Annotated in this window: 3 protein-coding genes; all 3 read left to right on the top strand. The window is 42.2% G+C overall.

Features of this window, described 5'->3' with window-relative positions; all coding sequences use genetic code 11:
• Positions 1 to 1,638: glycosyl hydrolase (locus tag AAC033_RS18625; protein ID WP_339740981.1), on the top strand; the 1,638-nt coding region annotated here is incomplete at its 5' end.
• A gap of 36 nt (positions 1,639 to 1,674) precedes the next feature.
• Complete coding sequence (locus AAC033_RS18620) at positions 1,675 to 2,775, top strand: hypothetical protein (RefSeq protein WP_339740978.1); 1,101 nt, start codon at positions 1,675 to 1,677, stop codon at positions 2,773 to 2,775.
• Positions 2,776 to 2,808: 33 nt separating this feature from the next.
• A partial coding sequence (locus tag AAC033_RS18615; protein ID WP_339740975.1) for a sulfatase-like hydrolase/transferase occupies positions 2,809 to 3,734 on the top strand: 926 nt, incomplete at its 3' end.

The following is a 3,734-nucleotide window of genomic DNA, read 5'->3' as shown; positions in this document are numbered from 1 at the left end:
GAGAATTACGGGCACTGGGGCTATCCATCAGAGTTTTTAATGTATGGTGGACAAAGTAATTTTGTCAGCGGAGAATACTGGAACGAGGGAACACTTGGAGATATTGAGTGTAAAGCAGCTTCTTCGGCAGCCCATATTTATGGAAAAAAGACTACCTCGGCAGAGTGTTTTACAGCCTCGCAACGTACCTACGTCCGTCATCCTGCCATGCTCAAAAAACGTGGCGACTGGAGTTTAACCGAAGGCATTAACCATCATGTACTTCACGTTTATATTCATCAACCCAATGATAACGTTCCCGGAACCAATGCCTGGTTTAGCACCGAATTTAACCGTCACAATACCTGGTTCAGACAAGGGAAAACCTATTTCGATTATTTGAGAAGGGCACAACATATGCTGCAACAGGGAATCTACGTGGCCGATGTATGCTATTTTATTGGGGAAGATGCACCCATTATGACGGGGGCTACAAATCCTGAATTGCCCAAAGGCTACTCCTTTGATTATATTAATGCCGAAGTGATTATGGACAGACTTACTGTTCAGGATGGAAAATTTGTTTTACCCGATGGGATGAGCTACCGAATGATGGTGTTGCCTCCATTGGAAACCATGCGCTCCGAATTATTAGCTAAACTCGAACAACTGGTTTCGGAAGGTGGAATTATATATGGACAAGCGCCAAAAACTTCACCGAGTTTGCAAAATTATCCGGAAAATGATAAGCAGGTTCAAGAACTGGCTGCAAAATTATGGGCAGGAGATGACAAAGTTAAAAATTACGGCAAAGGTGCTGTTGTGGATGGATTACCCATAGAGGAAACCTTAGATAAATTTTCTATCAGCAAAGATGTTGATGTTAGCGATGACGTATTGTGGACGCATCGTTCGCAGGATGGAATGGATATTTATTTCCTCACCAACCAAAGTGGGAAAACCATAAGCATAAATCCTTCTTTCCGGGTTGAAGGGCTAAAACCACAATTGTGGGATGCTGTCAGCGGAGAGATTCGAGCGATAAGTGAATATGAAGTGAAGGATGGAAGAACTATTATCCCGCTGGAAATGGAAGTAGACAGAAGCTGGTTTGTGGTATTTTCCAACGAATCAAATGAATTGGTTCATAATGGTTTTAACGTAAATTCACCTGAATTCAAAACGGTTCAAACCCTTGACGCGCCATGGAAAATTGATTTTGAAAACAAACAGATTGCACCTGCCACTGTCAATACCACAGAATTGATGGATTGGACCTTAAGTGACGATGAACTACTAAAATATTACTCAGGAACAGCTAATTACACAACAAGTTTTTCATACTCAAAGGCAGAAGGAAAAGCTGTTTTTATTGATTTGGGAAAAGTAGGTGTTATGGCAAAAGTGACTCTTAATGGCAAAGAAGTGGGTACAGCTTGGATGGCTCCTTATCGCTTAACAATTTCCGATGCGATAAAAGACGGTGAAAACACATTGGAAGTAGAGGTGGTAAATGTTTGGAGAAACAGGCTTACAGGTGATAAACTTTTACCGGAAGAAGAACGCTCAACTTCTGTTTTGATAGACAATATTACTCCTGAAGAAGAGTTGATATCATCCGGATTAATTGGTCCTGTAAGTATTCAGGTGGTTGACTGAAAATTGAATTTGATTACCGGAAAAGAAAAATAGCAAATGATGAGAATAAAGTTCAGTATGGGAGTCGCACTGTTAATGATAGCGATGTTTACTTTGACTTCAGCGCAGTCAAAAGAAAAACAGCAACAAAGCGGCATTAAGAAATACAGCGATGGACGGCCGGCAGCAACATTAAGAATGGATGCACAGGATTATGGCATTGTGCTAAAATACGGCGACGGACCTGAGCAATGCGATATTCTTGGTGCACGCGATGTATGGGTGTTTGAAGCTGAAGGAACCTATTACATGCACTACGATGCTGCGGGATCAACAGGATGGCTAAGTTCTCTGGCCACAAGCAAAGACCTTGTTAATTGGGAAAAGAGAGGCCCCATTCTGGAATTTGGAAAATCAGGAGAAGATGATTCGAAAGGCGCTTGTTATGGCGTTACCTACAAGGAAGGAGACCAATGGCATATGTTTTATTTGGGAACGCCCAATGTGTCTCCTGCCCCCGATTTAGTACCTTCTTTCCCGTATTTAACAATGAAAGCAAAAGGGAATAGCCCCGAAGGTCCGTGGGTAAAACAACCGGATGTAGTTCCATTCAGAACAAAACCCGGGACCTACTATTCGCATACAGCCAGTCCTGGCCAGGTTTTAAAGAGCGGTGGAGAATACCTGCAATTTTTTAGCTCCACCACAGAAAAGGAAGGAAATCCATGTGTGCAACGTACGCTCGGTATTGCCCACACCAACGACCTTGATGCTTCTTGGAGTATGGATTCACACCCCATGGTTCCCATCGAAGAACAAATAGAGAACTCTACCTTCTATTATGAAGAGAGCATTAAAACGTGGTTTTTGTTTACCAATCATATTGGAATTAATGAAAGCGGACAGGAGTTTACCGATGCCATATGGGTATACTGGAGCACAGATTTAAATAAATGGAATCCGAAAAATAAAGCAGTAGTGCTCGACGGGCAAAATTGTACCTGGTCGAAAGAATGTATCGGATTGCCTTCTGTAGTACAGGTTGGGACCCGACTTGCACTCTTTTATGATGCACCGGGTGGCAACAGTATTAGCCACATGAAACGCCATGTTGGACTGGCATGGTTGGATTTACCACTTTCGATTCCTAAGCGTTAACGTAGATTACATCGTTTAAATAAAATCATCAACATGAAACGAAATAAATTCAGAGTACCGGCACTAATTGTCGTTCTTATTCTCTCAGTTTCCTCTTTGGCACAAAAACGCCCGAATATAGTTCTTATAATGGCTGACGACCTGGGCGGACGCGATTTGCCAATGTATGGGAACAAGTATAATGAAGCGCCTAACATTGATAAACTGGCAAAACAGGGAATGGTGTTTTCAAGTGCCTATGCTGCTCCGGTTTGTTCTCCTACCAGGGCCAGTATTCAATCCGGGCAGTATCCGGCGAGAGTCGGTATTTTCGATTTTATTCCGGGGCACTGGCGTCCTTTCGAAGCAGTAACTGTCCCTGTTCATCAGGTACAGCATCTGCCGGATGATATTTTTACAATTGGAGATGCCATGCAGGCAGCTGGATATAAAACAGGCTACTTTGGTAAATGGCACCTGGGTGATGACACAGAACATTTGCCAAATGCTCGTGGTTATAACAAAGCACATATGTATGCGGGTGGTGGATTCTATAATCCGAAGTTTTTGCCCGAATATATTGCGCCTGAGAAAAAAAGATTGAGTGAAGTGCTTACGGACATGGGGCTCGAGTTCATAAAAGAAAACAAAAAAGAACCTTTCTTTTTATTCATATCTCATTACGATGTGCATGTTCAGTTAGATGCCGACCGGGATTTAATTAATAAGTACCTGGCCAAAGAGAAAGACCCTGATTATGCCTGCAATGCTGTATATTCCGCTATGATTGAACATGTGGATAAAAGTGTTGGTGATATCTCGAATGCCATTGAAAAGGCCGGGTTAACAGATAATACGATATTTATTTTCTTTTCGGATAATGGTGGTGTAGACAATCGTTTCGATAATATTCCTTTATTAGGCGGTGAAAGTGTGGATGTGTATCCTGAAGACCATCCTTTGCAATACATTGCTACTTC

The organism is uncultured Sunxiuqinia sp., assembly GCF_963974515.1.
GTDB lineage: Bacteria > Bacteroidota > Bacteroidia > Bacteroidales > Prolixibacteraceae > Sunxiuqinia.
This window is presented reverse-complemented; position numbering and strand designations above follow the sequence as displayed.

Excerpts from the sequence above, each read along its gene's own strand:
- AAC033_RS18620 (WP_339740978.1), top strand. The coding sequence starts at position 1,675 with ATGATGAGAATAAAGTTCAGTATGGGAGTCGCACTGTTAATGATAGCG.